A 1,510-nucleotide genomic window follows, 5' to 3' on the forward strand; every position below is an offset into this window, starting at 1 on the left:
GTGGCGGCCGGTGGGGCACCGGCCGCCGCCGCGACGCGGTACAACGACGATCCGACGCAGTACTGGAACAGGGTTCTGCTCCAGACGTTCCGCAACGCGCGGGGCTGGGACGCCTCGCCCGGCAAGCTCAGCAGGTCCGGGGCGATGGTCTTCGCGGCGGTCTACAACGCCGAGAGCGCCTATCAGAACACGTACGCGACCTTGAAGTACGAGCCCTACCTCAACCGGCCGCTGAAGTACGCCGGCGGACCCGCACGGCCGGGTCCGGACGCGCAGGAGCGGGTGATCGACCGCACGGCGTACCGGATGATCTCGCAGCTGTACCCGGGCGACCGGGCCTACATCGACGCCAAGTACAGAGCCCGGACCGGCCGTTCCCCCTACGCCTACGACCCCCTCGACCGCCAGATCGTCGACCGGGTGCTGCGGCAGATCAACAAGTCCCGGGTGGGCGACGGTTCGAACAACCCGGCGAAATACCACGGCAACACCACCACGCCCGGAGCCTGGCGGCCGTCGGGTGGGGCGGACTGCACGAAGAAGACCGACGCCGTGACCCCGAACTGGGGCAAGGTGCGGCCGTTCGTGCTCCGCTCCGGCTCGCAGTTCCGGCCCCCCACCCTGCGCGGCTTCACCAACTACGCCGATCTGGTGGCCAGCCCGGAGTACGCGCGCCAGCGCGAGGAGGTGCGCCGGATCGGTGCCGTCGACTCCACCGTGCGCACCTACGAGCAGACCGTCATCGGCTGGTTCTGGGACCACGACCTGGACGGCACCTACCACCCTCCGGGGCAGCTCCTCGAACTGACCGGGATCGTCGCCAAGAAGTTCCGGCTCGACACGTACAACACCACCCGGCTGTTCGCGCAGTCGGCGCTGTCGCTGGCGGACGCCGGGATCGCGGCCTGGGACAGCAAGTTCGACACCCCGATCAGGCTGTGGCGTCCGGTCTCCGCGATCCACGCGGCGGGCGACCTGAGCTGGGAGCCGCTCAGCGCGGACCGCGCAGGGCGGCCGTTCACCCCGTGCTTCCCCGCCTGGACCTCCGGGCACGCCAACTTCACGGGTGCGTGGGCAGGCGCGATGCGGCACTTCTTCAAGCGCGACGACGTCTCGTTCATCGCGCACTCCGAGGACCCGCACACACTCCAGAGGTTCCGTCTGATGAGGAACTTCAGCCAGGTCGCCCAGGAGGGCGAGTTCAGCCGCCTCTACCTGGGCGTGCACTTCCGCTGGGACGCCGAGGACGGAAGGCAGATCGGCACCAACGTCAGCGACTACGTCTCCACCCACGCGCTGCTGCCGATCCGGCCGGGCCGCCCGCACCACCAGTGAGCCGGCACCGTGCCCCGGTCACGGGAGAAACCTGAGACCGCCGGGTGACGACGGCTCACTGCGCTCGCCGACACCGGACCCGCACGCCGAAGGCCCCGGACCACGACCGGTCCGTCTTCTGCACGTCCATCGTGTGCTCGCCACTCTCTACAGCTGTGTTGGAGACGGACGGGAC

General features: G+C 69.7%; 1 protein-coding gene. It reads left to right on the top strand.

Annotated features, from left to right (window positions below):
* Positions 1-1,335: vanadium-dependent haloperoxidase (locus ABT085_RS46305; protein WP_351623237.1), on the top strand; the 1,335-nt coding region annotated here is incomplete at its 5' end.
* Positions 1,336-1,510 lie beyond the last annotated feature (175 nt).

The sequence above is a fragment of the Streptomyces sp. NPDC002265 genome (genome assembly GCF_040296125.1).
Taxonomy (GTDB): domain Bacteria; phylum Actinomycetota; class Actinomycetes; order Streptomycetales; family Streptomycetaceae; genus Streptomyces.